Annotated in this window: 25 protein-coding genes; 14 read left to right on the forward strand and 11 right to left on the reverse strand. The window is 74.7% G+C overall.

Translation table 11 applies throughout. The features are described 5' to 3' along the window. Window positions 1-88 precede the first annotated feature (88 nt). On the reverse strand, window positions 89-2,332 hold the full coding sequence (locus ACZ56B_RS01780) for a glycoside hydrolase family 9 protein (protein WP_468785145.1): 2,244 nt from the start codon (window positions 2,330-2,332) through the stop codon (window positions 89-91). Between the two features lie 242 nt (window positions 2,333-2,574). Between ACZ56B_RS01780 and ACZ56B_RS01785 the strand changes: the two genes are divergently transcribed. After that, on the forward strand, window positions 2,575-4,956 hold the full coding sequence (locus ACZ56B_RS01785) for a SpoIIE family protein phosphatase (protein WP_468785147.1): 2,382 nt from the start codon (window positions 2,575-2,577) through the stop codon (window positions 4,954-4,956). A 22-nt stretch (window positions 4,957-4,978) separates the two neighbouring features. On the opposite strand, the gene ACZ56B_RS01790 is transcribed toward ACZ56B_RS01785, so the two are convergent. Beyond that, window positions 4,979-5,521: a flavoprotein gene (locus ACZ56B_RS01790; protein ID WP_468785149.1), complete on the reverse strand. Its 543-nt coding sequence runs from the start codon at window positions 5,519-5,521 to the stop codon at window positions 4,979-4,981. Between the two features lie 97 nt (window positions 5,522-5,618). After that, on the reverse strand, window positions 5,619-6,077 hold the full coding sequence (locus ACZ56B_RS01795; protein ID WP_468785151.1) for a nuclear transport factor 2 family protein: 459 nt from the start codon (window positions 6,075-6,077) through the stop codon (window positions 5,619-5,621). A 111-nt stretch (window positions 6,078-6,188) separates the two neighbouring features. On the opposite strand from ACZ56B_RS01795, the gene ACZ56B_RS01800 reads away from it, so the two are divergent. Then, window positions 6,189-6,740, forward strand: coding sequence for a TetR/AcrR family transcriptional regulator (locus ACZ56B_RS01800; protein ID WP_468785153.1), 552 nt, complete (start codon window positions 6,189-6,191; stop codon window positions 6,738-6,740). A 114-nt stretch (window positions 6,741-6,854) separates the two neighbouring features. After that, the gene (locus ACZ56B_RS01805; protein ID WP_468785155.1) at window positions 6,855-7,304 is read left to right on the forward strand and encodes a nitroreductase family deazaflavin-dependent oxidoreductase; all 450 of its coding nucleotides are present in this window, start codon (window positions 6,855-6,857) and stop codon (window positions 7,302-7,304) included. Window positions 7,305-7,409: 105 nt separating this feature from the next. Here the strand turns inward: ACZ56B_RS01805 and ACZ56B_RS01810 are convergent, their stop codons facing one another. Beyond that, a complete protein-coding gene (locus ACZ56B_RS01810) occupies window positions 7,410-8,375 on the reverse strand; it encodes a cation diffusion facilitator family transporter (protein ID WP_468785157.1) in 966 nt (321 codons plus the stop codon). Between the two features lie 100 nt (window positions 8,376-8,475). Between ACZ56B_RS01810 and ACZ56B_RS01815 the strand changes: the two genes are divergently transcribed. Continuing rightward, the gene (locus ACZ56B_RS01815; RefSeq protein WP_468785159.1) at window positions 8,476-9,501 is read left to right on the forward strand and encodes a glutathione S-transferase family protein; all 1,026 of its coding nucleotides are present in this window, start codon (window positions 8,476-8,478) and stop codon (window positions 9,499-9,501) included. A gap of 47 nt (window positions 9,502-9,548) precedes the next feature. Then, window positions 9,549-9,854 carry a DUF4235 domain-containing protein gene (locus ACZ56B_RS01820; protein ID WP_468785161.1) on the forward strand — a complete coding sequence of 102 codons (306 nt, stop codon included), beginning with the start codon at window positions 9,549-9,551 and terminating at the stop codon, window positions 9,852-9,854. An 89-nt stretch (window positions 9,855-9,943) separates the two neighbouring features. Here the strand turns inward: ACZ56B_RS01820 and ACZ56B_RS01825 are convergent, their stop codons facing one another. Next, a complete protein-coding gene (locus tag ACZ56B_RS01825; protein WP_468785163.1) occupies window positions 9,944-10,336 on the reverse strand; it encodes a VOC family protein in 393 nt (130 codons plus the stop codon). A 461-nt stretch (window positions 10,337-10,797) separates the two neighbouring features. On the opposite strand from ACZ56B_RS01825, the gene ACZ56B_RS01830 reads away from it, so the two are divergent. From ACZ56B_RS01830 to ACZ56B_RS01845, 4 genes are all read left to right on the forward strand, one after another. Further along, a complete protein-coding gene (locus tag ACZ56B_RS01830) occupies window positions 10,798-11,748 on the forward strand; it encodes an NADP-dependent oxidoreductase (protein ID WP_468785165.1) in 951 nt (316 codons plus the stop codon). A 221-nt stretch (window positions 11,749-11,969) separates the two neighbouring features. Next, entirely contained in the window at window positions 11,970-12,350 is a 381-nt protein-coding gene (locus tag ACZ56B_RS01835) for an anti-sigma factor antagonist (RefSeq protein WP_468785167.1), read from the forward strand. A gap of 229 nt (window positions 12,351-12,579) precedes the next feature. Then, the gene (locus ACZ56B_RS01840) at window positions 12,580-13,242 is read left to right on the forward strand and encodes a DUF4230 domain-containing protein (protein WP_468785169.1); all 663 of its coding nucleotides are present in this window, start codon (window positions 12,580-12,582) and stop codon (window positions 13,240-13,242) included. Between the two features lie 48 nt (window positions 13,243-13,290). After that, window positions 13,291-13,836 carry a VanZ family protein gene (locus tag ACZ56B_RS01845; RefSeq protein WP_468785171.1) on the forward strand — a complete coding sequence of 182 codons (546 nt, stop codon included), beginning with the start codon at window positions 13,291-13,293 and terminating at the stop codon, window positions 13,834-13,836. A gap of 111 nt (window positions 13,837-13,947) precedes the next feature. Here the strand turns inward: ACZ56B_RS01845 and ACZ56B_RS01850 are convergent, their stop codons facing one another. Together ACZ56B_RS01850 and ACZ56B_RS01855 are read right to left on the reverse strand one after the other, a co-directional pair. Then, complete coding sequence (locus ACZ56B_RS01850; protein ID WP_468785173.1) at window positions 13,948-14,184, reverse strand: hypothetical protein; 237 nt, start codon at window positions 14,182-14,184, stop codon at window positions 13,948-13,950. Window positions 14,185-14,257: 73 nt separating this feature from the next. Beyond that, window positions 14,258-15,067 (reverse strand): SDR family oxidoreductase, encoded by an 810-nt coding sequence (locus tag ACZ56B_RS01855; RefSeq protein ID WP_468785175.1) that lies wholly within the window; start codon window positions 15,065-15,067, stop codon window positions 14,258-14,260. 237 nt (window positions 15,068-15,304) lie between these two features. Between ACZ56B_RS01855 and ACZ56B_RS01860 the strand changes: the two genes are divergently transcribed. From ACZ56B_RS01860 to ACZ56B_RS01870, 3 genes are all read left to right on the forward strand, one after another. Beyond that, window positions 15,305-15,961 (forward strand): HAD family hydrolase, encoded by a 657-nt coding sequence (locus tag ACZ56B_RS01860; RefSeq protein ID WP_468785177.1) that lies wholly within the window; start codon window positions 15,305-15,307, stop codon window positions 15,959-15,961. Between the two features lie 61 nt (window positions 15,962-16,022). Then, window positions 16,023-17,237 carry an FUSC family protein gene (locus ACZ56B_RS01865; RefSeq protein WP_468785179.1) on the forward strand — a complete coding sequence of 405 codons (1,215 nt, stop codon included), beginning with the start codon at window positions 16,023-16,025 and terminating at the stop codon, window positions 17,235-17,237. Window positions 17,238-17,532: 295 nt separating this feature from the next. Then, complete coding sequence (locus ACZ56B_RS01870; protein ID WP_468785181.1) at window positions 17,533-18,564, forward strand: SDR family oxidoreductase; 1,032 nt, start codon at window positions 17,533-17,535, stop codon at window positions 18,562-18,564. A gap of 54 nt (window positions 18,565-18,618) precedes the next feature. On the opposite strand, the gene ACZ56B_RS01875 is transcribed toward ACZ56B_RS01870, so the two are convergent. Beyond that, window positions 18,619-18,903 (reverse strand): hypothetical protein, encoded by a 285-nt coding sequence (locus ACZ56B_RS01875; RefSeq protein WP_468785183.1) that lies wholly within the window; start codon window positions 18,901-18,903, stop codon window positions 18,619-18,621. Between the two features lie 73 nt (window positions 18,904-18,976). Next, complete coding sequence (locus ACZ56B_RS01880; protein WP_468785185.1) at window positions 18,977-20,266, reverse strand: ROK family protein; 1,290 nt, start codon at window positions 20,264-20,266, stop codon at window positions 18,977-18,979. A 283-nt stretch (window positions 20,267-20,549) separates the two neighbouring features. Here ACZ56B_RS01880 and ACZ56B_RS01885 point away from each other — a divergent pair, with 283 nt between their 5' ends. Further along, a complete protein-coding gene (locus tag ACZ56B_RS01885; RefSeq protein ID WP_468785187.1) occupies window positions 20,550-21,038 on the forward strand; it encodes an FBP domain-containing protein in 489 nt (162 codons plus the stop codon). Between the two features lie 213 nt (window positions 21,039-21,251). Here the strand turns inward: ACZ56B_RS01885 and ACZ56B_RS01890 are convergent, their stop codons facing one another. Further along, window positions 21,252-22,655, reverse strand: a complete 1,404-nt coding sequence (locus ACZ56B_RS01890; protein ID WP_468785189.1) for an erythromycin esterase family protein — start codon at window positions 22,653-22,655, stop codon at window positions 21,252-21,254. 193 nt (window positions 22,656-22,848) lie between these two features. Between ACZ56B_RS01890 and ACZ56B_RS01895 the strand changes: the two genes are divergently transcribed. Continuing rightward, the gene (locus ACZ56B_RS01895) at window positions 22,849-24,102 is read left to right on the forward strand and encodes an FUSC family protein (protein ID WP_468785191.1); all 1,254 of its coding nucleotides are present in this window, start codon (window positions 22,849-22,851) and stop codon (window positions 24,100-24,102) included. Between the two features lie 119 nt (window positions 24,103-24,221). Here the strand turns inward: ACZ56B_RS01895 and ACZ56B_RS01900 are convergent, their stop codons facing one another. Continuing rightward, complete coding sequence (locus tag ACZ56B_RS01900) at window positions 24,222-24,950, reverse strand: DUF2470 domain-containing protein (RefSeq protein WP_468785193.1); 729 nt, start codon at window positions 24,948-24,950, stop codon at window positions 24,222-24,224. Window positions 24,951-25,343 lie beyond the last annotated feature (393 nt).

Below are 25,343 nucleotides of genomic sequence, written 5' to 3' on the forward strand. Positions count from 1 at the left end.
CCTCGCCCCCCCCCTCCGCGGCCAGAACACCCCCCCCCCCCCCCCCCCCCCCCCCCCCCCCCCCCCCCCCCCCCCCCCCCCCACGGCCCTACCCCTGGTCGGCCACGAAGGACGCCATGCGGGTCAGGGCGGCGTTCCAGTTGATGGTGTGTTCGTTGGTGGACCAGGACTGGATGTCGTCGACGAAGCAGAACTGGCCGACGCAGCCCTGGAGCAGGGACTGGGCGTAGGGGTCCTGGATGCTGGAGTTGGGTCCGCCGGACAGGGTGCCGGCCGGCGGGTGCGGCAGGTCCGGGTCGAGCTGGCGGGCGTACCAGCGGCTGTGCTGGTTGTGCGCGCTGACCTCGCCGTAGCCGGTGACGTACGAGATGTTCAGCGCGTTGCGGCCGAGGACGTAGTCCATGCTCTCCAGCGCGCCGTCCCGGTACTTCGTGGCGCCGGTGAGGTCGTAGGCGGTGGCGAGGACGACCGCGTTGTTGAGGATCTGGTGGCTGGAGCCCCAGTCGTAGACGTGACCGGGCGGTGCGTACGGCATGCCGTACGGGTGGGCCTTCAGCGTGGCCAGGTAGCGGTCGGCGCCCTGGATCACGGAGCGGCGGACCTTGTCCCGGCCGGGCAGCTTGTTCGGCACGGTCGCGAGGTCGAGCCGGCCGGCCGCCGCGGTGCGCGCCCAGTCGAAGCCGAGCGGGCCGAAGATGTCGGCGGTGTGCACCGGGGAGTTCAGCACGTACTGCTCGAACCGCCGTTCACCGGTGGTGAGGTACAGCTCGGCCGCGGCCCAGTAGAACTCGTCGGTGACGTCGTCGTCGGGGTAGGCGCCGCCGCCGATGCCGTCGTCCGGGTCGGCGTACCGCTCCGGGTGGGCGAGGGCCGCCGTCCAGGCCTTGCGCGCGGCCGTCAGGGCCTTCGCGGCGAACTCCCTGTCGTAGGGCCGGTACAGGCGTGCCGCCTGGGCGGCCGTGGCCGCGAGGTTGAGGGTGGCGGCGGTGGTCGGCGGGTGCAGTTCCCGCTTCTGCGGGTCGTCGCTGGGCAGCAGGGGCAGCCCGGTCCACTGCTCGTCGTGGATCTTGTGGTGGGCCATGCCGGCCAGCGGCTCGCCCTCGGGCACCTGCATCTTCAGCAGGAACTCCAGTTCCCAGCGGGCCTCGTCGAGGATGTCCGGAACCTTGTTGCCGCTCTCCGGGATGTCCAGCGTGCCGTCGCCGAGCTTGTCCGCCTCGCCGGTGCGGGCGTGCCGGGCGCGTTCGTAGGTGCTGAGCACCTCCCAGGTGCTGATGCCGCCGTTGACGACGTACTTGCCGTGGTCGCCCGCGTCGTACCAGCCGCCGGTGACGTCGAGGGTGTAGTCGCACACGCCCGGCTGACAGGGCACCGCGCCGTCGCCCCGGTTGGGCGCCACGTCCACGTGTCCGGCCGGGCGCCCGTAGCCGGGGCGCAGGTCGTCGCGGATCGGGGTGCCGCTGCGCTGGGTGTAGTAGTACTTCGCCGAGTCCAGCCGCAGCCGCTCGTAGGCGCTCGCGTCGATGTCGAAGGGCCGGCTGGTCTCGCCGTCCGCGGTGAGCGTGTAGCCGGTGCCGCGCCCCCGGTGGGCGCCGAAGTCGAGGGAGTGGACGTTCTGTCCGGAGGACGCGTCCACGCCCCGCGGCACGGTCCAGCCCCGCCGGACCACCTTGCCGGCGGCGTCCTTCAGCTCCCAGGGCAGGCGCTCGACGGCGTCGGTGACGAGGGTGGCGTTCTTCGGTCCGGCGGGCAGGTAGGCGACCTGGTTGACGCGGACCCGGGGCCCGGTGTCGGGCACGTACGGCTCGGGCTCGACCCCGCCGAGCAGGGACACGTCGTCCACGCAGAACCGCCAGGGGTCGGCGCCGCCGCCGAGCTGGAAGCCGACCTGGCCCTGGGCGGTGTCGACGGGCGAGGTGAAGGTGTAGGTGTACGTGTCGCCGGAGACACCGAGCTGCGGGGTGACCTCGTAATAGGTGTCGTACGGGGCCGCCGACAGGCCGACGATCGCCCGGACGGCGTGCCCCGCGGGCGAGCCGGTCGCGGTGAAGGAGAAGCGGTACGACTCCCCCTTCACCAGCGTGATGTCGTTCTGCCCGACGGCGGCGTCCCAGCGGTTGGCGGTGCCGCCGGGGACGTCCGCGCACAGGCGGCCGTCGGACGGGCCCGCGGTGACGTTCGCCGAGGCCCACCAGGAGTCGATGCCGGTGTCGAAGGTGCCGTTCCTGACCTGCTCGGCCTCGTCGGCCCCGGCGGGTGCGGCGGGCAGCGCGGTGAGCGCGGCCGCCAGCAGGCCGGCCAGGGGCAGCAGGGCGGTTCTGCGTCTGTCCACGTCTGGGCTCCTCTGGGGAGGCGGGAGTGGCGCGGGAAGGGGCGCACGTGTGGTGGGAGCGCTCCCACCTGCCGTACGCGGACCATGGTTGTGGCAGGAGTGACACCCCGTCAACAGGGGGGACCGAACCGCACGGCGCGGCGGCCGGGCGGGGTTCCGCTCCGCGCCGGGCCGTGACGCACTAGGCTGGAACTCAGGCGGTGCACCGGTTCACGGTGAGTGTGCGCGATGGAGTGGCGACGATGAGGCCGGACGACCCGTTCGACGATGCGGTGACGGCCCGGGCCGTCATCGCCGCCGACGGCACGCTCACGCGGTGGAGCGAGGGCGCGCGCCTGCTGCTCGGGCACAAGGCCGAGGAGGTCGTCGGCCGCCCGGCCGCCGAGCTGCTGGCCGACCGGGCCGGGACGCCCCGCCTCCCGGTGGACGCGCGCTGGAGCGGCTCGCTCACGCTGCGGCACCGCGCCGGCGGCACCGTCACCGTGTGGGTGCTCGCCCACCGGCGGCAGCCGTCCGACGGCGGCCCCGGTGACTGGCTCGCCGTCACCCCGCTGAAGATCACGGAGCACGCGCTGCCCGACGACCCGCTGGTCAGAAGGGCGGTGTTCCAGTCGCCCTGCGCCACCATGGTCTTCGACGACCGGCTGCGGCTGCGCGGGGTCAACGACGCCATGGCGGACCTCCTCGGACTCCCGCCCGACCACCTGCGCGGGCTCAGGCCCACCGACATCGGCGGCCGCCCCCAGCACTCCGAGCTGGAGCGGCACCTGCGCCGGGTGCTGCGCACCGGCCGGCCGCACGACATGCAGACGCACATGAAGGCCACCAGCGAGGACCACTCGCACGCCTGGCTGGCCCGGCTCGCGCCGCTCACCGACGACTCCGGCCGGGTGCGGGGCGTGTGCGTCACGGCCCACGACTTCACCGAGCAGTTCCGGGCGCGGGAGCGGCTGCAACTGGTCAACGAGGCCAGCATCCGCATCGGCACCACCCTCGACGTCACCCGTACGGCGCAGGAGCTGGCGGAGGTGTGCGTGCCCGCGCTCGCCGACTTCGTCAGCGTGGACCTGCTCGAGCCCGAGGAGCCCGGCGGCGACTTCGCCGGCCCGCCGGCCACGCCGGTCTCGCTGCTGCGGGTCGCCCACCACTCCCTCACCCCGGACAGCCCCGAGTCGGTCGTCCACGTGGGCGAGGTGGTCGTCTACCCGGCCTCGGCGCCCCAGGCCGACTCGCTGATCGCCGGCCACAGCATCGTGGCCTCGAGGGAGTCCGGCGACCTCGACCCGTGGCTCGCGGTGGACGAGGCGCACGCCCGGCAGGTCCGGGAGTTCGGCGTCCACTCGATGATGTCCGTCCCGCTCCAGGCGCGCGGCACCACCCTCGGCGTCGCCGCCTTCACCCGCTTCCGGCACCCCGAGCCCTTCACCCACGACGACGTGCTGCTGGCCGAGGAGGTCACCGCGCGCGCCGCCGTCTGCATCGACAACGCCCGCCGCTACTCCCGCGAACGCGAGACCACCCTCACGCTCCAGCGCAGCCTGCTCCCCCGCACCCTGCCGCGCACGGCGGCCGTGGAGGCGGCCACCCGCTACCGGCCGGCCGCGCGCTCCGGTGTGGGCGGCGACTGGTTCGACGTGATCCCGCTGTCCGGGATGCGGGTGGCCATGGTGGTCGGGGACGTCGCCGGCCAGGGCATCCAGGCCTCCGCGACCATGGGCCGGCTGCGCACCGCCGTGCGCACCCTCGCCGACATCGACCTGGCCCCCGACGAACTGCTCACCCACCTCAACGACCTGGCCCAGCACCTGGCGTACGAGTGGAGCGGCGACACCGGCCCCGGGGAGGTCGGCGCGACCTGCCTGTACGCGGTGTACGACCCGGTGTCGCGGCGCTGCACCCTGGCGCGGGCGGGGCACCCCCCGCCGGTGCTGATCCCGCCGGGCGGTCCGGCCCGGCAGCTCGACCTGCCCTCCGGCCCGCCGCTGGGCACGGGCGGGCTGCCGTTCGAGTCGGCCGAGTTCGAGCTGCCCGAGAAGACGGTGCTGGCGTTCTACACCGACGGGCTCGTCACGTCCTGCGGGCGGGACGCGGAGGTGGGCCAGGCCCTGCTCCGCGAGGCGCTGTCGCAGGCCTCCGGCTCGCTCGACAAGACCTGCGACCGGATCCTGGGCACCCTGCTCCCGCCGGGCGGCACGCCCGAGGACGTGGCCCTGCTGCTGGCCCGGACCCACGGACTGCCCTCGTCCCAGGTCGCCACCTGGGACGTCCCCGCCGACCCGGCGCTGGTCGCCCCCGTCCGCAAGCAGGTCCTCGACCAGCTGGCCGACTGGGCGCTCACCGAGGCGTCGTTCACCGCCGAACTGGTGGTGAGCGAGCTGGTCACCAACGCCATCCGGTACGGGGCTCCGCCGATCCGGCTGCGGCTGATCCACGACGCCTCGACGCTGATCTGCGAGGTGTCCGACACCAACCACACGGCCCCGCACCTGCGGCGGGCCAAGACCTGGGACGAGGGCGGCCGGGGACTGCTGCTGGTCGCGCAGCTCACCCAGCGCTGGGGCAGCAGGCACACCGCCGACGGCAAGACCATCTGGGCGGAGATGACCCTGGTGGACGAGCTGTAGGGCGTCCTCGGCCGGCCGGGCGTCAGCTCCGCCGCACGAGGTCCAGGACCTGCTCCCAGCCGAACTCCGGCGGCCCGCCGTCCGGTTGCGCCGGTGCGGTGGAGGGGTCGCCGAAGCGCACGCCCATGCCGCGCAGCCGCGTCAGGCTCTCCCGGTAGGCGGGGTGGGCCGCCAGCGCGTCGGCCACGCACGGCAGGGCGGCGATCGGCACGCCGAGGCCGGCGGCCTCGCACAGGGTGGCGAGGGCGAGGGTGTCCGCGATGCCGGCCGCCCACTTGTTGAGGGTGTTGAAGGTGGCGGGCGCGACCACCACGGCGTCGGGCGCCGGGAAGGGCCGCGGCTGGCCCGGGGTGCGCCAGGCGGACCTGACGGGGCGGCCGGTCTGCGCCTCGACGGCGGCGGTGTCGAAGAAGCCGTTCACGGCGACCGGGGTCGCGATGACGCCGACCTCCCAGTCCCGCTCCTGCGCGGCGGTGATCAGCTTGCTGACGCCCGCGGCGACTCCGGCGGCGCAGACCACGACGTAGAGGAAGGGTTTCCCGTGTTGCTCGGCCAGTTCGGTCACCCGGAAACCCTAGCGGCCCGAGGGGCCACCGGCGCGCGGCGCCCGGCGCGGCGCCGGCCGCTCCCCCGGCGCCCGCGGGGCCCGGTCCCCGACCGGGTCACCGGAGCGGAAGGCCGCGGCCCCGCTCCGCCTCGGGGCGCGGTCCGAGGATGCGGCGGTCCCGCTCCGCGATCGGCACGTCGTTGATGCTCGCCTCGCGCCGGGTCATCAGGCCGTGCTCGTCGAACTCCCACAGTTCGTTGCCGTAGGAGCGCCACCACCGGCCGTCGGCGTCCCGGCACTCGTACTGGAAGCGCACCGCGATGCGGTTGCCGTCGAAGGCCCAGAGGTCCTTGCGCAGCGCGTACTCCCGCTCCCGCTCCCACTTGGCGGTCAGCAGCTCGACGATCGCGTCGCGGCCGGTGACGAAGGTGTCGCGGTTGCGCCACACCGAGTCCGGCGCGTAGGCGAGGGCGACCCGGTGCGGGTCGCGGGTGTTCCAGGCGTCCTCGGCGGCCTGGACCTTCTGCGCGGCGGTCTCGCGGGTGAACGGGGGCAGGGGCGGGCGAGCGGTCACGGTGTCTCCCTGGGAGGGGCGGGCCGGGAAGGACCCGGGGAGAACGAGCGTTCTCCCCGGGCTTGCTACCGTAGGAGAACGTTCGTTCTCACGTCAAGGAGTGGTCGGTCCATGGACAGCGCAGCCGCCCGCGAACGGGCACTGGACGCCGCGGAGAGGCTGTTCTACGGGCGCGGGGTGCACTCCGTCGGCATGGACGACGTGCGCGGCACGTCCGGGGTCTCCCTCAAGCGCCTCTACCAGCTCTTCCCCTCGAAGGAACTGCTGGTGGAGGCGTACCTGGAGCGGCGCGACACACGCTGGCGCGAGCGGCTCGCCGCCCATGTCGACCGGTACGAGGACCCGGAGCGGCGCGTCCTGGCCGTCTTCGACCGGCTCGAGGAGTGGTTCGCCGAACCGGACTTCCGCGGCTGCGCCTGGGTCAACGCCCACGGGGAGCTCGGCGCCACCTCTCCCCGTGTGGCCGACCGCGTCCGGGCGCACAAGCGAGCGTTCCGCGCCTACCTCGCCCGCCTCGTCGCCGACGCCGGGCGGCCCGACGCCGTGGCCGGGCAGCTGTACCTGCTGGCCGAGGGCGCGATGGTCACCGCGGGCATCACGCGCACCACGGAGCCCGCGGTCCGGGCCCGCGAGGCGGCGGTCCTGCTGCTGCGGGCGGCCTGACCCGGGCGCCCCCGGGACCGACCGGGTGGCCCGGCTCGGATGAACTCCGGGTGCGGAGGTGTTGCATGTGTGATCGAGTCGGCCGCAGGACGCGACAACGATGGGACGGTTGCCATGCCTCTCGAGGGCGAGTACGAACCCAGCCCGACGCAGTGGGTGCGCGAACAGGTGGAGCTGTACGAGAGCTCCGGCGGCACGGAGGGCACCACGCTGGGGGACACGGGCAGGCCCGTCGTCGTGCTGACCAGCCGGGGCGCGAGGAGCGGCAAGCTGCGCAAGACGCCGGTGATGCGGGTCGAGCACGAGGGGCGCTACGCGGTCGTGGCGTCGCTGGGCGGAGCGCCCAAGCACCCGGTCTGGTACCACAACCTCAAGGCCGATCCGCGGGCCGAGCTCCAGGACGGGCCGGTGAAGCGGGACATGACCGCCCGTGAGGTCACCGGGGACGAGAAGGCCGAGTGGTGGAAGCGCGCCGTCGAGGCCTTCCCCCCGTACGCCGACTACCAGAGGAAGACGGACCGGGAGATCCCGGTGTTCGTGCTGGAGCCGGACGACGGGGCCTGACGCGAGGGGCCGCCCGGCACGCACCGCCGCGGGGCGGCCGGGCGGCCCGGGGGAACTTTCCGGGACCGGGCGCGCATGAAGCGCCGGCCGCCGGGCACGCGTGGGTCAGGCCCCGCCGCGTTCCCCCGTCGCGGCGGGGCTCTCCCACGCCTCCCGCGCGTCGGGGGCGTGCCGGTCGGTGACGTCGAGGAAGACCTGCTCCGCCTCGGGGACCAGACCGGCGATGGACCGCTTGATGCGTACGGAGACCTCCTCCACCCGCTCGCTGTCCAGGCCGGGCACCAGATCGACGCGGGCGGCCACCAGGACGGTGTCGAGGCCCGTCTTCATCGTGAACAGGGCCTCCACGCTGTCGATCTCCGGCTGCGCCCGGAGCAGCTCCCGGATCCGCCCGCTCACCTCCGGGTCCGCGGCCTCCCCTATCAGCTGGTCGCGTGCCTCGCGTCCCAGCCGGTAGGCCACGTAGACCAGCAGCGCGCCGATGGCGAGCGAGGCGGCCGCCTCCCACACCACCTGTCCGGTGGCCATGTGCAGCCCCATGCCCGCGATGGCCAGGGTGACGCCCACCACCGCGGTGCCGTCCTCGGCGACCACCGTGCGCAGCGCCGGGTCGCGCAGGGCCCGGACCGTACCGCCCTGCCCGCGCACCTGGTACAGGGCCCGCAGCAGCGAGCCGCCCTCGGCGAGGAGGGCCACACCGAGCACGACCAGTCCCGCCACGTAGCCGCCGAGGTCCTCCTCCTCTCCGCCGCGGAGCGCCTCGGCGCCCTGGTAGAAGGAGAAGCAACCGCCCATCACGAAGATCCCGACGGCGGCGAGCAGCGACCAGAAGAACCGTTCCTTGCCGTATCCGAAGGGGTGCCGGCGGTCGGCCGGGCGCCGGCTGCGCCGCAACGCGGCCAGCAGGAACACCTCGTTCAGGCTGTCGGCCACCGAGTGCGCCGCCTCCGACAGCAGCGCCGGAGAGGCCGCGACCAGTCCTCCGACGGTCTTGGCGGCCGCGATCACCAGATTGGCCGCGAGCGCCACCAGCACGGTGACCCGGGTTCTGCGATCCGATCGTGTACTCACGTCGGGCGATTGCCCCGGCCGGGCCGGGTCACACCGTGCCGACCGCCGAAAACGGGGAACGTGGTGACAGGGACATCCGCACGGCGAGGAGGAGAGCACCATGACCCGCGACGACGGGGGCATCGGCAACAGCTCCTACGGCAGGAAGGCGTTCAAGCGGTCGAAGGCGCACTTCGCCGACCGGATCACCGCCGACGGCGGGGACGGATGGCCGGTGGAGGCCGGGCGCTACCGGCTCGTCGTCAGCCGTGCCTGCCCGTGGGCGAGTCGCGCGCTGGTGTCCCGGCGGCTGCTCGGACTCGAGGACGCGCTGTCCCTGGCCGTCGTCGATCCCCTCCAGGACGACCGCAGCTGGCGCTTCACCCTGGATCCGGACGGCCGGGACCCGGTCCTCGGCATCCGGTACCTGAGCGAGGCGTACGACCGGCGGGAGACGGACTACCCGGGCGGGGTGAGCGTGCCGGCGATCGTGGACGTGCCGAGCGGCAGGCTCGTCACCAACGACTACCAGCAGATCACCCTCGACCTCGCCACCGAGTGGACGGCCCTGCACCGCGAGGGGGCTCCCGACCTGTACCCGCGGGCGCGGCGCGACGAGATCGACTCGGTCATGGAGGACGTCTTCCAGGACGTCAACAACGGGGTGTACCGGGCGGGTTTCGCCACCGGCCAGGAGGACTACGAGGCCGCGTGCACGGACGTGTTCCGGCGGCTGGAGTGGCTGGCGCGCCGGCTGGAGGGGCAGCGGTACCTCGTCGGCGACACCCTCACCGAGGCGGACATCCGCCTGTTCACCACCCTGGTGCGGTTCGACGCCGTGTACCACGGCCACTTCAAGTGCAACCGGTGGAAGCTGACGGAGGACCGGGTGCTGTGGGCGTACGCCCGGGACCTGTACCAGACGCCCGGCTTCGGCGACACCGTCGACTTCGACCACATCAAGCGGCACTACTACCAGGTGCACACCGGGATCAACCCGTCCGGCGTCGTGCCGCTCGGCCCCGACCTGTCCGGCTGGCTGACGCCCCATCACCGCGAGGAGCTGGGCGGCCGGCCGTTCGGGGACGGGACCCCGCCGGGGCCGGTGCCGGCCGGCGAGGAGATCCCGGGCCGGGGCCGTCCCTGACCGCCCCGTCCCCGTCCACCGAAGGCAAACGGATCAAGGAGACCCACGTGGCGAAGAAGAGCAAGAAGAAGAAACTCCCCCTGGCGTACAAGCCCGTCGGGTTCGCCCTCGGCTGGGCCAGCGGTACTTTGGCGGGCCTCGCCTTCCAGAAGACCTGGAAGGTGATCCGGCACGAGGACGACGCGCCCGACGCGCTGGACCGGGACCGCCGCTGGGGCGAGATCCTGCTGGCCGCGGCGATCCAGGGCGCCATCTTCGCGGTGGTGCGCAGCGCCGTGGACCGTGCGGGCGCCAAGGCCATCGAACGCTCCACCGGTGTCTGGCCGGCCCCCGACGGGGGCGGCCGCGACTGACCCGGCCGCGACCGGCCGCACGCGACCGCCCCTTCCGCGCCGTCCTCCGGGACCGGCGCGGGAGGGGCGGTCGCGTGCGCGGTGGAGGGTCAGCCCTGCTTGGGTGCCGTCGGTGCTCCCCGGCGGACCGTGAAGGAGTGGCCGGCCGGGTCGGAGTAGCCGCGCTCCTCCGTGGGGCCGAAGGCGTCGCCGGTGTCCACCGGGCGGCCGCCGAGGCTCACGATCCGGCGTTCCACCGTGTCCAGGTCGTCCACCACGAACTCCAGGTGCACCTGGAGGGAGTTCTCGGGGCGGGGCCAGCTCGGCGCGGTCGCGTTGACGTCACGGCGCAGGGCGAGGCGGAAGCCGTCGGCGGTCCGGACCTCCACCCGGTTGGCGTGGGCGTCGACCGCCTCCGCCGCCAGCAGCTCCTTGTAGAACTCGGCGAGTTTCTCGGGTTCGGCGCAGTCGAGCACCACGACGCCCGCAGTCACCAGTGCCATGTCTCCTCCGCAGGGTCCGGGGCGCGGGGCGCTCCTGCCCCCGCCCGGTAGGTGACACCTATCCCCGCTCGCGGGATTCAGTCGGGTCCCGCGCACGGGGGCTTCCGCGGGGAACACGCTCGTACAGCGCCCAAGTGGCTTGTCCTTCAAGGGTGTTCGCTCCGCCCGGCGCGCCGTCGGAGCGGGCGGCGGCAGGCCAGCGGCGACGCCCCCGGGGGGCGCGCCCGGGGCGGACGGGCGCCGGGGGCGCCGCCCTTCAGCCGGACACGCCCCCGGCTTCACCCGAACGGGTGAAACCGGTGCGCTCACGGCCGTGTCCGCCCCGCCCGGCGCGGAAGGAGCGAACGCCGCTTCGGACGGGGGCCACGACCCGTCCGGGGTGCCGTGCCGGTTCCTCGTCCGCCGGGGGGTGGCCGGCCCCCCACTGTCCGACCGGCGGCCGGTCCGGCAGGCTGAACGGCATGAGCAACGACAACACGATGCGCGCCATCGGCCAGGACGTCCTCGGCGGTCCCGAGGTCCTGAGGGAAATGCGGCTCCCGCGTCCGGTTCCGCGCCCGAACGAGGTACTGGTCCGGGTGCGGGCCGCCGGGGTCAACCCCACCGACTGGAAGCACCGCGAGACGGGCGGCTTCCTCGGCGAGCCGCCGTTCGTGCTCGGCTGGGACGTCTCCGGGGTGGTGGAGGAGGTGGGCGTCGGCGTCGCCCTGTTCGAGCCCGGCGACGAGGTCTTCGGCATGCTGCCCTACCCGTTCGGCCACGGCTCGCACGCCGAGTACGTGACCGCCCCGGCCCGCGCCTTCGTCCGCAAGCCGGCCGGTGTCGACCACGTCCGGGCGGGCGCGCTCCCGCTGGTCTCGCTCACCGCCTGGCAGGCCCTGGTGGAGCGGGCCGGCCTGCGGTCGGGACAGCGGGTGCTGGTCCACGCGGCGGCCGGCGGGGTCGGGCACGTGGCCGTGCAGATCGCGAAGGCGCGCGGCGCGTACGTGATCGGCACGGCGAGCGCGGGCAAGCACGACTTCCTGCGCGGCATCGGCGTGGACGAGCCGGTCGACTACCGGGAGACGGACTTCGCCGAGGTGCTGAAGGACGTCGACGTCGTGCTGGACACGATCGGCGGCGACTACGCGCTGCGTTCCCTGCGCGTGCTGCGCCCGGGCGGGATCGTGGTGTCGATCCTGCCGGTGGGGTCCCCGGAGTTCCACGAGGAGGCCGGGCGGCTCGGGGTCCGGGCGGTGCGGATGCTGGTGGACGCCGATCACACCGGTATGCGGGCGATCGCCGAGCTGGTCGAGGCGGACAAGCTGCGCGCCACGATCGCCGGCACGTTCCCCCTCGCCGACGCCGCCGAGGCGCACCGCCGGGGTGAGACCGGCCGGACCACCGGGAAGCTGGTCCTGGTGGTCGACTGACCGCCGCCCGGGCCCGCGCACGGGCGGAGCCGGACCGCTCGCGCGCGGGCCCGCACCGTGCGCACGTTCCGCGAGAACGGGGGAAGAACTCGATCGCAATTCAAAGACATATGTCAATCGAGCATGCTCAAATTCTATCGGTCGAGGGTAACTTGCAGGGCGGGAAGCGGTGTTGGAGCCGGCGCCGCCCCTTCACGGAGCAGGCTGGAGGAGATGGCGTCGTGCGGTACGGACCTGCACCGCTCACCCGGCATCTGCGCGTTCGTCAGGAGCGGGGACACACGGTGCTGGAGTTCCGCGGTGAGATCGACATCGCCGCGGCCGAGGAGATCGTCCCGCACCTGGACGCGGCGACGGCGGTCCCGGACGCCCGGATCGTGATCGATCTGACCCGGGTCGAGTTCTTCGACTGCTCGGGCCTGCGCCTGCTGTTCCGCGCCCGGCACCGCGTCCCGGCCGCCCAGGGCCGGCTGTCCCTGGTCTGCGCCCATCCGCTGACCCTGCGCATGCTGCGGATCACCGACCTGGCCCGTCTGCTGCCCCCGCTCCCGACGCTGGACGCGGCCCTGGCACAGTCCAGAGCAGCGTCCGGCCCGGCGTGAGGGCCAAGAGCCCCGCTCGGCGGGCGGTGCGCCGGACGGGGCCCTGACGGACCCGCCGTGGACGCGCCGCACCCTCGGCGGGCGCGGCGGCGACGGTTCGGCGCCGGCCGTGCGGGGCGTGCGCCCCCCGTGCCCCCGGCGACGCCGCCCGGCCGCCGGCTCCCTCCAACTCCCTTGTCTGCGCCGCCCGTCGAGGGGCATCCGGACAGGAGGAAGGAGGGCCGCCGCCATGACACATCCCCCCGGTCGCCTCCCCGCCCGCGTGCCGGGCTGGGGGAAGGCGCTGATCGCGGTGGTACTGCTGCTCGCCGTGCTGTTCGCCGGCATCCGGCTGAGCGTGCTGCCGGGCCTGAAGGACCTCTTCGGCACGGAGACCCGGGACCGCTCCGGCCCCGCGCTGCTGGAGTCCGTCCGGGACATCAGCCGTTACGACGCGGCCTCGGGGAACTTCCAGGTCGTGGTGGACCTGGAGAAGGACGCCAGGTTCCTGCCCGACGCCGTCCGCGGCAGCCGCACGCTGTACGTGGGCGCGGGCACCGTGGACGCCTACGTCGACCTCGGCGGGCTGGACGAGGACGACGTGCGGGTCGACGAGGACCGTACGTCCGCCGTGCTGCGGCTGCCCCGCGCCCGTCTGGGCACTCCGGCCCTGGACCCCGAGCGCTCCTACGCCGTCTCCAAGCAGCGCGGGCTGCTCGACCGGCTCGGCGACCTCTTCTCGGACAACCCGGGCAGCGAACAGGCCGTGCAGAAGCTCGCGGTGCGGCACATCGGCGAGGCGGCGAAGGAGAGCGGGCTGACCGCCCGGGCCGAGACCAACACCACGGAGATGCTCGAAGGCCTGCTGCGTTCCCTGGGGTTCGAGGAAGTACGGGTCACCTACGGCGATTGACCGGGTGACCGGGTTGGCACACGAAGAAGTCGAAGACTGGAGGATTCCATGGCCCGCGCCGCCCCACGTCCGCGCTCCCTGACGCACCGGCGTCCCGCACCGTCCGGGCGCGGAGGCGGGGAGGAGGACGGACGGCGTCCGCTCCCGCTGCCCCTGAGACTGCTGGCGATGCTGTGCGCCTTCGTGGTCATGGTCGCCTTCGCGGTGGTCCTGGCCCGGCTCACGCTGCAGCCCTCCCCCGCCTCGGAGGCGCTGACCCACACCAACCTGCACCCGGGCCGCTCGCTGCGGGCCTACCTCGACCAGCCCGCGCTGCGCGACGCCGTGCGCCAGGTGGGCGGCAACATCCTGCTCGGGGTGCCCTTCGGCGTCCTCGTGCCGGTCGTCGCACCGCGCACCCGCGGGTTCCTGCGGGTCCTGGTGCTGACCGCCGTCGTGATGCTGCTGGTGGAGACCGCGCAGGGCGCCCTGGTGACGGGGCGCGCCTTCGACGTCGACGACGTCATCCTGAACACCTCCGGGGCGCTGATCGGTTACCTGCTCGTGGGACGGCGGCTGAGCCGGGCCGTGCACGCGCGCAGGCCTAAGGAGTGACGGCGGACCCGGCCCCGGACGTCCTCGTCGCCCGGGGCCGGGTCCGGTGCCGCCCGGGGGCCTTCGTGTGGACCGGGCCTCGCGAGCCCGGCCCGGCCCACCCGGAAGGCCCTAGTGCACGGTCCAGGTGAACTTGTCCCCGCCCACCCAGCGGACCACGTCCGGATCGTCCAGGTCGTGCACCGTGATCCCGAACGCGGCGGCCGCCTGCAGCACGTCGGTGACGGCCCTGGCCTCGCCGACCACCTGCCCGTCGATCTCCACGATCCGGAACGGCGGTCTCCCGGGCTGCACCCCGAGCACCATGATCCGCGGGAACGACAGGTGCGGGCTCGCGCTTTCGGTCATGTCTCGAGGGTAGAGCGCAAACCGCGCGGGCGCGGTGTGCACGTCCCGGGCCGCCGCGCGGGGCCCCGCCCCCTCAGGGCCGCCGCCAGTCGTCGCTCGTCAGGTGCGAGCCGGCCTGCGGGCCCATCCTGAGCATGCCGCCGTCCACGCTCCAGGACGCGCCGGTGACGTACGAGGAGTCCGGTCCCGCGAGGAAGGCGATGACGGCCGCGACCTCACGCGCGTCGCCGGGCCGCCCGAGCGGGACGCCGGGGCGGCTCTCGGTGTGCGGGTCGGTGTCCTCCTGGCCGGTCATGGGCGTGGCGATCTCGCCCGGGGCGACCGCGTTGACGGTGATGCCGTGCTCGGCGAGCTCCAGCGCCATCACCTGGGTGAGCAGCCCCAGGCCGCCCTTGGCCGCGCAGTACGGCGCGGCGCCCACCCGCGGCTGGTGCTCGTGGACGGAGGTGACGTTGACGATGCGGCCCCCGTCGCCCTGCCGGATCATGTGCCGCGCCGCCTTCTGCCCGCACAGGAACGGGCCGACCAGATCGACGTCGAGGACCTCCCGGACCTTCTCCGGCTCCAGCTCGAGGAAGGGCGTCATCGTGCCCGTGCCGGCGTTGTTGACCAGCACGTCGATACGGCCCAGCCGCTCGCCCAGCTCGTCCACGGCGTCCGCGGCGGCGGGCAGCCGGGTGAGGTCCATCTGCGCCGCCTCCGCCCGGCGCCCGTGCGCCCTGACCTCCTCGGCCGTCCGCTCGGCGCCCTCGCGGTCGCTGTGCCAGGTGATGCCGACGTCCATGCCCGCGGCGGCCAGGCGTACGGCGGTGGCCCGGCCGATGCCGGAGTCGGCGCCGGTGATCACGGCGACCTTGCCGCGGGGGTCGGTGGGAGCGGACATGCGGGCCTCCTGGTCGGCTCGGGACGGAACGAGGCATCGCAGTACCCGGGGGCCCGCCGGACAAACCGCGCTTCGGCCGTGCGGGCGTACGCCCCCTCGGGGGGCCGGGGGTCCGCGACGGGGAGGCGGTGGGGGGGAGCCGGCCGAGGCGCCCGGCCGGGGACGGAGGGCGCCTCCGGCGTGACCGGCGGCCGATGTGGTACCCGGAGGGCCGGTGAGGAGACGAAAGGACCGCAGATGGAACGGGCTGCCGTATTCGACGTCGACGGCACGCTGGTCGACACCAACCACCTGCACGTGACGGCGTGGTGGGAGGCCTTCCGGCAGGCGGGCCACCGGGTGCCCATGCACGCCGTCCACCGGGCCGTGGGCCTGCCCTCCTCCGACCTGGTCGCCCATCTGCTGGGCGAGGACCGGGACAAGGACCGCGACGGGGAGCTGAGCGCCGCGCACAAGGCGCTGTACGGGCAGTACTTCGACCGGCTGCCCGCGCTGCCGGACGCCGGCCGGCTGCTCGGGCGGCTGCACCGGGACGGCTGGAAGGTCGTGCTCGCCACCTCGGCCGGCGGTGCCGAGCTGAGCGCGCTGCGCCGGGCGATCGACGCGGACGAGGCGATCACCGCCACGGCGAGCGCCGACGACGTCGCCGAGGGCAAGCCCTCGGCGGAACCCGTCGAGCACGCCCTGGAGCTCGCCGGGGTCCCCGCGGAGCGCGCGGTGTTCGTCGGTGACACCGTGTGGGACATGCGGGCGGGCAGCCGCGCCGGAGTGCGCTGCGTGGGCGTGCTGTGCGGCGGCATCCCGCGCGCCGACCTGGTGGAGGCCGGCGCGGACGCGGTCTACGACGACCCGGCCCACCTCCTGGCGTCCCTGTCGCGAAGCCCCCTGGCGTGAGGGCGCCGGGACGTGGATCACGGGGGCATGAGGCCCCGCGCGACCGGGATACCCGCGGCGTATGACGTACGCGAGGGATGAGGTGCGGCTCGGAGAGGACACCGGGCGGACGAACCCGGTGTCGCGGGTGGCGGACGCCGTACGGCGGGAGGCGCAGGGCGTCCACCGGGCGGCGCGCGCCGCCCGGCGGGGACCCGGGCGGGAGCGGGACCTGTTCGTCCAGTCGTTGAAGGCCGCCGCGGCGGCCCTGCTCGCCTGGCTGGTGGCGCAGGTGTGGCTGGACGACCCGATGGCCCTGATGGCGCCCTGGGTGGCGCTGGTCCTGGTCCAGGCCACCGTGTACAGCTCGCTGGTGCAGGGGACGCGCCAGTTCGCCGCCATCTGCGTCGGGGCCCTGGTCGCCTCGGGGGCCCAGGCGATCACCGACGACACGACGGGCGCCCTCGCCCTGTCCCTGCCGTTGCTGGTGCTGCTGTCGAACTGGCCCCGCTTCGGCGACCAGGGCATCTACGCCGCCACCACGGCGGTGTTCACGATCGCCTCGGGGACGGTGAGCGCCGTCGCCGTGGGCCACCGGCTGGGGCAGGCGGCGCTCGGCGCCTTCATCGGCGTGGCCGTCAACGCGCTCGTCCTGCCGCCGATCCACCTGCGTGACGTGCGGGAGAACCTGGCGGCGCTCGCCCGGGAGGCGGGTGACGTCCTGCGGGACGTCGCCGGGGACCTGCACGGGGGCGAGTGGGACGCGAAGAGCGCGGCCGACCGGCACGCCGCCTCGGTCCGCCTGCAGGACCGCGTGGACGCGCTGCGCTCGGCGCGCGGCTGGAGCGAGGAGAGCCTGCGGCTGACCTCGGGGATGCTGCGCGCCCTGCACCGGGCGCCGGCCAAGGCCCTGCCGCCGGAGGAGGAGGACGAGCGGTTCGGCCGCGTCACCGGGCACGTCATGTCGCTCACCCGCACCCTGGCGGTGGCCGCCGACGAGAACCGCACCCCCGCCCCGCCCGACGCGTCCGTCCTGCGCTGCTACGCCGACCTGCTGGACCTGCTCGGTGACGCCTGCCACGCGGAGGCCGACGGCCTGCTGGACGGCGGCGGGCCGCCGGACCCCCGCCTGGACGAGCGGACCGAGACGGTGATGCGGGAGCTCCACGAGAGGCTCCAGGAGGGGCTGCGCGAACAGGCCGGGCAGGGCTCCGCGCGGACGGCCGTCCTGGGCACGCTGCTGCTCCAGGCGGAGAACCTCTGGGCCGACCTCGCCCCCGACACCCGGGACGGGTGACGCACATCACCCCAAAAGGGGCCGGACCACGGAACAGCCGGGAGCGGTCTCCCGTTGAACGAGGCGTGGGTGCGGACGGGACAGTGTCCCCGGGCCTCACCTTCCGCCCACAGGGACGATCGTTCGGCTGAAGCCCTGTGGAGCCTTTCGCCGAGAGGCGACCGCCGTCCGCGCCCACACCCCTCGACCGCCCCGGCCGTGATCCCCCCGTCACGGCCGGGGCTTCCTTTTTGCCCCGCGGCAGGAGGGGTACCCGGCCCGCTCCGCCGGAGCACGCGGTCGAGAGGAGCCGAAGGTGAGCAGTGGAACGGGCATGAGGGTCGTCGTCACGGGCGCCACCGGCAACGTCGGGACCAGCGTGGTGCGCGTGCTCTCGGAGGAGCCGCGGGTCGCCTCCGTCCGGGGGCTGGCCCGGCGGGTCCCCGAGTGGTCGCCGCCGAAGACGCAGTGGTCGGCGGTGGACCTGACCTCGCGGCGGTTCGATCTCGTCGAGGAGTTCACGGGCGCCGACGCGGTGATCCATCTCGCCTGGGCGTTCCAGCCGACGCACGACCCGGCGACCACGTGGCGCACCAATGTCCTCGGCAGCATCCGGGTGTTCGACGCGGTGGCGGAGGCGCGGGTGCCCGTGCTGGTGCACGCCTCGTCGGTCGGGGCGTACTCGCCCGGCCCGAAGGACCACGCGGTGACCGAGTCCTGGCCGACGCACGGCTGGCCGGACGCCGCGTACTGCCGGGAGAAGGCCTACCTGGAGCGGACCCTGGACACGTTCGAGCGCGACCACCCCGGGACGCGGGTGGTGCGGATGCGGCCCGCGTTCCTCTTCAAGCGGGAGTCGGCGAGCGAGCAGCGCCGCATCTTCGGCGGGCGCTTCCTGCCGGGTCCGCTGGCCCGGCCCGACCTGCTGCCCTTCCTGCCCGACGTCCCGGGGCTGCGGCTGCAGGCGCTGCACACCGACGACGCGGCCCACGCCTACCGGCTGGCGGTGCTGTCCCCCGACGCCCGGGACGCCTACAACCTCGCCGCCGACCCGCCGGTCGACGCGGAACTGCTCGGCGAGATGCTCGGCACCCGCCGCGTCAGGCTGCCGCGCGCCGCGGCTCGCTCGGCGATCGCCGCCGCCTGGGGGCTGCACCTGCTGCCCGCCTCCCCGCACCTGTTCGACGCCGTGCTGAGGCTGCCGCTGATGGACTCCACGCGGGCCCGTGCGGAGCTGGGCTGGCAGCCGACGCGGACGGCCACCGAGGTGGTGGAGGAGTTCCTGCAGGGGATGCGGGAGGGCGCGGGGGCGCCCACCGAGCCGCTGCGGGGGCGCAGGGCGAGCTGACGCCCCGGCCGCCCGGGCCCCCTCGCGCTCTCCTCCCGTGTCCGCGTCGGCCGGTCACGCCGACGGCTCGTCCGGCACGGGCTGCTCCGGGTTGCCGGAGGCCGAGTGCGGGGCGCCCCGCCGGCCCGTGCCGGCCTCGTCGGTGTCGGGGACGTCAGGTCCGGCGTCGTCGGACTCCGGCGGCTCGGCGGACTCGCCGGCCGCCCTCTCGCTCTCCCGCTCCGCGGCGTCGGGCGCGACCTCCCAGGGGTCCTCGCCGGCGCCGGCCTGCTGGTCGGGCAGGTCGCGGGGGGTGCCCGCACCGCTCCCACCCGGTCCTTCGAGGCGGTGATCGGTCACGGCGTCTCCCTTCGTTCGTACGCGTCGCGCGTGGACGGCCCTCGCGGGTACCTCCGCCGTGACCGGCGAAACCTCAGCGCGGCACCCGCTCCCGGAGCGCCGTGCGCCAGGCGGGCGGCGGGGCCTGGGGGCTCGGTTCGGGGCGCCGTCCGCCCCGGGCGAAGAAGTCGGCGAGCGGCAGGATCGCGGCACCGACGGTCACCGCGTCGGGTCCCAGGCGGCCCAGCTCGATCGTCACCTTCTCGGCCGGGTGGCGCAACGCGTACGACAGGGCGTGCCTGCGCACGGCGGGCAGGAAGCGGGAGCCGAGCTGGAGGCCGGCCCAGCCGCCCATGAGGATGCGCTCCGGCTGGAAGAGGTTGATCAGGTCGGACAGGCCCGCCCCCAGGTACTCGGCGGTCTCCTCCAGCACGGCGAGGGCCACCGGGTCGGCGGCGGTGCCGTCGGGCGGGTAGGCGGCGGCGAGCATCGCGGTCAGCGCCGTCTCCTCGTCGGCGGCCTCCGGCACGCCGCCGCCCTCCTCACGCCACCGGGCGAGCAGCGATTCGGCACCGGCGTACGCCTCCAGGCAGCCGAGCGCGCCGCAACGGCAGCGGCGCCCGCGCACCCGTACGGTCAGGTGCCCCCACTCGACCGCCCGGCCGTGCTCCACCTCGGGGGTGACGAGGCAGGCGCCGACGCCGGAGCCGAAGAGCACCACGAGGGCGTTGCGGGCGCCGCGGCCGGCGCCGAACCACATCTCGGCCTGGCCGAGGGTCCTGGCCCCGTTGTCGATGAAGCAGGGCACCGTGCCGGGCAGCGCGGACCCGCCGCGCAGCAGGGACTCCAGGGGGACCGCGTCCCAGCCGATGGTCTGCCCGTGCACGACGGCGCCCCGGTCACCGGTGTGCTCGACGATGCCGGGGACGCCGATGCCGACGCCGAGCAGCCGCTCGGGGGCGAGTCCGGTGGCGGTGAGCACCTCGGCGACGCCGGAGCGGATGTGGCCGGCGATGACCTCGACGTCGTAGCGCTGCTGTTCCAGCGGGCGCTGCGCGCGGGCGAGCTCGGTGAGGGTCAGGTCGAACAGTTCGACGCGCACCCGGGTCTCGCCCACGTCGACGCCGATCATGTGGCCGCTCCCCGGCGCCACCCGCAGCAGGGTGCGCGGGCGCCCGCCGTCGGAGTCGACGCTGCCGGCCTCCTCGACCAGGCCGTCGGCGACGAGGTCGGCGACGACGTTGCTCACCGACCCGGAGCTGAGCCCGGTCGCCGGGCCGAGTTCGAAGCGGCTGAGCGGGCCGTCGAAGTAGAGCCGCTGCAGCACGGCCGTGCGGTTGGCCCGCCTGAGGTCGCGCACCGTGCGCCCGCTCCGCCCCGCCATGCGGCTCCTTCCCGAACACTGCCCGGCCTGCAACATACCGCCGCGCAGCAGCCGGGCGCGACTTTCCTCTCCCCTTATTTCATGATGTGAACTAACGGGTCCGCGCTTCCCGGCGTCACCGGGCCGCGCCGGGGACGGGGCCGGCGAGCGGATCGCCGGCGGGGCGCCCCGCGCCCGCGGCACGGCACCTTCCGGAAAACCGTTGGCCTCCCCTCCCGCGGGAAATCTACCCTGACCGAAAACCTAAACCCTCTAGGTTCTGCAGGACCACACCGGAGATCCCATGAAACCGCTGACCGAACAGGACGTCCGCGCCTCGTTCATCAACTGCTCCAAGGGCGACGCCAAGCGCCTGGCCGTCCCGCGCGATCTGGGAGAACTCCCCTGGGACGACCTGGACTTCCTGGGCTGGCGTGATCCGGGCGCGCCCGACCGGAGCTACCTCGTCACCGAGCGCGGGGACCGTCTCGTCGGGGTGGCCATGCGGTTCCAGCCCGGCCGGCGCGGCTTCCTGCACCGCAGCCTGTGCTCGCTGTGCCTGACGGCCCATCCGCGCGGCGGCGTCTCGCTGATGACCGCGCGCAAGGCGGGCCCGGCCGGCCGCGAGGGCAACTCGGTCGGCGCCTACATGTGCACCGATCTCGCCTGCTCCCTCTACCTGCGCGGCAGGAAGGTCCCGGAGAGCGGGCCCCGCTTCGAGGAGAGCCTCACCCTGGAGGAGCAGGTCGCCCGCCTGCGGGGCAACCTGTTCGCCTTCCTCGACAAGCTATAGGTCCGCCCGTCCCCCGGCGCCCCGGCGCTAGGGCCTGTCGTTTGGATCAGCCTGGCTGTGGCCGACGGTGCGTCTCGGTCGAGCCGAGCGGGGTCTGGTGCGTGCAGATGCAAGGCGGAGGAGGGAGTCGACGCGGAGCGTCGGCGACCGACGACAACGCGGCAGATGTGCGCACCAGACCCCGCGACGCCAGGGTGATCCAAACGACAGGCCCTAGCGGTCCAGCGGCCGGGCGGCCCGCACCTCGTGGAGGTGGACCAGGACGTCGTGGCTGCGGCCCAGGGCGACCTCGTAGGGGCCGTCCGGGTAGTCGGTGCCTATCCGCCGGGTCGGCCGGGCCCGGCTCAGCCACGCGTCGGCCGGTGCGCCCACGGTCCGCAGGTCGATCACGTGGTCGCGGTGGCGGACCCGGTCGAGGGCGTGCTCGTTGCTCCCCGGTTCCGCGGGCCCCAGGGTCCAGCGCCGGACGGTGCCGTCCGGGCCGGTGGCGTTGAACGAGCCCCGGCCGAAGGACACACCGACGCTGACGTAGCCCGGGCCGAGGCGGTCGCGCAGGTACGCCCCCTGCACCTTCGGGTAGTGGGCGGGGTCCGCGGAGACGTAGCCGAGGTGGTCGTTGTGCGCGGAGACGACGGCCCGGGTGCCGGTGTGCCGCTGCCACCAGAGGACGTTGGCGGCCATGGCCTCGTCCCGGTGGCGCATCGCCTCGGCGATCTGCTCGGGCGAGGTGAAGTCGAAGGCGTACTGGCGGGCGGTCCGGTCGATCGCCCGCGCGTGCTGCACCGCCCAGGCGTGCGCCTCCCGGTCCTCCCCGGGCTTCCGCTCCCGCAGCAGCCGCAGCGCCTCCCCCGTGCGCTCCGCCATCTCCCGGCGTTCGGCGTACGGCCTGGCCAGGTACCGCTCGATGTACTCCCCGGTGGCCACGGTCGGACGCAGTCCCCGGTACAGCGCGGCGAAGCGGGCCGAGAGCCCGGGACGGTGCTCGGCCACGTACGCGGCGACCCGGTCGTACAGTTCGGGTCCGGTCCAGGCGGTGTCGTCGCCCGCGAACCGCACGGGATCGTCGGGGTGGCGCACGTTGTACGCGCGCATCCACTCGATGAGCCGCAGGTGGTCCGTGGTGTTCCACCACCGGTAGTCCCGCTGGAACTCCTCACGCATGATGCGCCGGGGGTCCCCCTCGCCGTGCACGACGTACGCGTCGAGGCGCAGGCCGGTGCTCCAGGGCGCCTCCAGGACGAAGGTGCGGAACCCCTTCTCCTCGACGAGCCGGCGGAAGACCCTGTCCTTGAGGGCGAAGAAGTCGTGCGAGCCGTGGGTGGCCTCGCCCAGGCCGACCACCCGCGCGTCGCCGACCATGCGGTCCAGCGGGCGCAGGTCGCGGGTGTCGCCTCCCGGCTCGACGGAGCGCAGCGGGTGCGCGGCGCGGTCGAGCGCGGCGACGACCGCCGGGGGCGCCTCCCCGGAGGGGGCGGCGGGAACGACCGGCGCGGGAGGGGGCGGCGCCGCGGGTCCGGCCTGCGCTCCGGGGGCGGCCGCGGCGCCCGCCGTCATCGCGCCGAGCGTGGCGCACGTGAGGATCATGGCCGGAACGGTTCGGGTCCGATGACGTCTCATGGGACCAGGCTTGCGCGCCGCGCCGCACCGCACCATCCGGTCCGCCCCCGTCCCGGGGTGCGGAAAACCGCGGTGCGCCCGGGGGTTTCCCCCAGGACCGGCACGGGTTCCCGGCCGCCCCGGCTGTCCTCCGGCCGACTACCTTCGGCCACAAAGACGTTCGATATCTCTGAGGAAGGGGAACCGTCCGGGGATGCAAGAGGTACGTGAGTGGACGGCGGCGGCCGTACGGTTCGTCAAGCAGCGCAGGGACCCGGTGGCCGTGCAGACGCTGCGCTCGACCGCCGCGGCGACGGTCTCCTACGTGATCGCGGTGCGACTGAGCCCGGAGGCCGCACCCCTCACCGCGCCCCTGACCGCGCTGCTGGTCGTCCAGGTCACCCTGTACTCCACGCTCACCACCGGGGTGCGGCGGGTGAACGCCGTGGTGGCCGGGGTCGTCGTGGCCATCCTCTTCAGCCTCCTGGTGGGTCTGACCTGGTGGAGCCTGGGCCTGCTCATCCTGGCCTCGCTCCTGGTCGGCCGTCTCGTGCGCGTGGACGAGTTCGTTCCCGAGGTGGCGATCAGCGCGATGCTGGTGCTCGGGGTGACCGCCCACGGGGACCTCGCCTGGGCCCGGATCGTGGAGACGCTGATCGGGGCGTTCGTCGGGATGGGGTTCAACCTGCTGCTGGCCCCGCCGGTGTGGGTGGAGGAGGCCGGCCAGTCGATCGAGGAACTGGCGCGGCGGATGAGGCAGTTGATGCTGCGGATCGGTGAGGAGGCGGCGGGCCGTCCGCCCGCGGAGCGGGCGACGGAGCGCCTGTACGAGGCCCGCCGCCTGGACCACGACATCTCCGAGGTGGACGCGGACCTCCGGCAGGCGGAGGACAGCCTGCGGCTCAATCCGCGGGTGCGCGAGGGCCTGCTGCACCGGGTGGTGCTGCGCACCGGACTGGACACGCTGGAGATCTGCACGGTGGTGCTGCGGGTCCTGGCGCGCTCGCTGACCGACCTGACCAAGGCGCGCGAGCCGGAGCGGCTGTTCGAGCCGGAGACGGGCGCCGTCTTCGAGCAGCTGCTGTCCGAGATCGCCGACGCCGTGGTCAGCTACGCGGTGCTGGTGACCACCAGTGTGAGCACGAGCGCCGAATCGGCGGAGGAGCGGCTCACCTCCGAGCTGCGGCAGGCCCGCGCCACCCGCGACAAGCTGGCCCAGCTCCTCCTCGAGAACGTCCGGCACTCCCCCCGCCAGTGGCAGCTGTACGGCGCGGTGCTGACCGAGGTCAACCGCATCCTGGACGAGATGGACACCGAGCACCGCGCGCGCCGCCTGCTGGAGGAACTGGACCACCACACCCGCCAGCAGCGCGAGCGGCGACCGCGGCTCACCCGGCTGCGGGACCGGCTGCGCGCGCCGGACCGGCTGCGCCGGAACCGGCACGACGCCGCCCGCCGTTCCGTGTGACGGAGCCCCGCAGGCGCGGCGCGCGTTCGCCCGCCCGGCCGGGGCCGCCGGACGCCGTCAGCGTGTTCCACGGGGGCGAGGACTGCGGCGGGCCGGGGTCCGCGGGCGGGCCGTTCGCCTCACCCGTCGCGGTCCGCGCGCTGCCGCCGCAGGGGGCGGGGGCAGGACACGGCGCTCGCCTGGGAGAGCAGCACGCGCATGCGTTCGGTGAGTTCGGCGACGTCGTCGGCGGGGGCGTGGAACGGCAGCCGTACGTCGCCGTCGGTGCGGACGCGCTCGACGCGCAGCGTCAGCCCGTGCCGGTCGACGGCGAGCGGCCGGACGCGGACCGCGCCGTGCAGGCTGCGGGCGTCGACCAGGCGGGTCAGCCGTTCGACCGCGTCGGCGTGGCAGTCGGCGAGATGGGTCAGCAGCCGGGCCTCGGCCGTGGCGAGGGGGTCGGGGGCGGCCGCGGCGAACTCGTCGGGGTCGACGGCCACCGCGCCGGACCTCCGGCGCAGCACCACCCGCGTGGGCTTGAGGACGAGACGGCCGTCCTCGGCGCGGAACCGGCCGGCGAGCCACAGCCGGGCGCGGATCCTGCCGCGGACCGGGACGGGGGCGACGTCGGCGAACTCCAGCACGGCGGACGGTTCGCCGCGGGGCGCGCAGAGCGCGGCGGCGGACAGGGCGCTGTCCTCGGGCACGTGCAGCAGCACGCGCCCGTCGTCGGTCACCGTGTGCGCGCCGACGAGTTCCTCCCGGGCGCCCTCGGCGGTCACCGCGCAGGACCACGCGGCGGCGAGCACCGAGCGGGCCCGCTCCGCCGTGCCCGGCGCGGCCGTCCAGCTCTGCCTGTCGTCACCCATCCCGAACCTCCTCTTAGGTAAGCCTTGCCTAAGTTATCGGAGATCGGGGGGCGCGCCAACCGGGTGACGCGTCCTCCGCGGGACCTTCCGGCCCGGCCGGCCCGGTCCGCGAGGACGCCGGGCGGGGCGCGGGCGCACAGGCCGCGCACCTGCCCCCGGCCTCATTCCGGGCCGCGCGGCCACTCCGGGCGGACGGCGGCGGTGAAGGCCCGCCGCGCACGGCGCGGCGGGCGTCAGGCCGCGCCCCGAGGTCCGGGCCGGACTCGGGCTCCCCGGCCGGGGCCGCCGGGATCCGCCGCGCCGGCGCGGGGGGGGGGGGGGGGGGGGGGGGGGGGGGGGGGGGGGAGGGGGGTGGGGGGGGGGGTGGGGGGGGCGGGGCGGAGCGAGAGGACA

This window comes from Streptomyces sp. NPDC034670, from assembly GCF_055574875.1.